This window comes from Pseudomonas fluorescens, assembly GCF_902498195.1.
GTDB classification, from domain to species: Bacteria; Pseudomonadota; Gammaproteobacteria; order Pseudomonadales; family Pseudomonadaceae; genus Aquipseudomonas; species Aquipseudomonas fluorescens_BU.
The window spans coordinates 1-539 of record NZ_CABVIY010000024.1 but is presented as its reverse complement, the minus strand read 5'-3'; the positions used below and the strand labels follow the sequence as shown (position 1 = coordinate 539).

Here is a 539-nt window from a genome sequence, read left to right as displayed (position 1 = left end):
GACATTCGCCGAAAATTCGAATTTCTCAACTAAGAGAACTCACAAATTTTACCTTAGCCTGATCCGTTACCAGTGAAAGTAACGTCCAGTCTATCTTTCTATCACATACCCAAATTTTTAAAGAACGATCTAGTCAAAGACTAGAAATCAACATTCACCATCCTTCGATGGAATGCTCATTTCTAAGCTTTATACGTCAGAAGCAGTAAGTGGTGGAGCCAAACGGGATCGAACCGTTGACCTCCTGCGTGCAAGGCAGGCGCTCTCCCAGCTGAGCTATGGCCCCGTATTTCTACAGGCGTTTCCCACACAAAATTGGTGGGTCTGGGCAGATTCGAACTGCCGACCTCACCCTTATCAGGGGTGCGCTCTAACCAACTGAGCTACAGACCCAATTTCGGGCTGCTTCTATCGTCTTCTTCAATGAATCAAGCAATTCGTGTGGGAGCTCATGGTGCAGCTGAGTCGTCGATTAAGGAGGTGATCCAGCCGCAGGTTCCCCTACGGCTACCTTGTTACGACTTCACCCCAGTCATGAA

Annotated in this window: 2 tRNA genes and 1 rRNA gene; all 3 read right to left on the bottom strand. The window is 47.9% G+C overall.

Going from position 1 to position 539, the window contains the following annotated elements:
* Positions 1-210: 210 nt before the first annotated feature.
* Positions 211-286, bottom strand: a tRNA-Ala gene (locus F8N66_RS31355).
* Between the two features lie 30 nt (positions 287-316).
* A tRNA-Ile gene (locus F8N66_RS31350) sits at positions 317-393 on the bottom strand.
* 80 nt (positions 394-473) lie between these two features.
* Positions 474-539 (bottom strand): 16S ribosomal RNA (locus F8N66_RS31345); the annotation flags it as partial.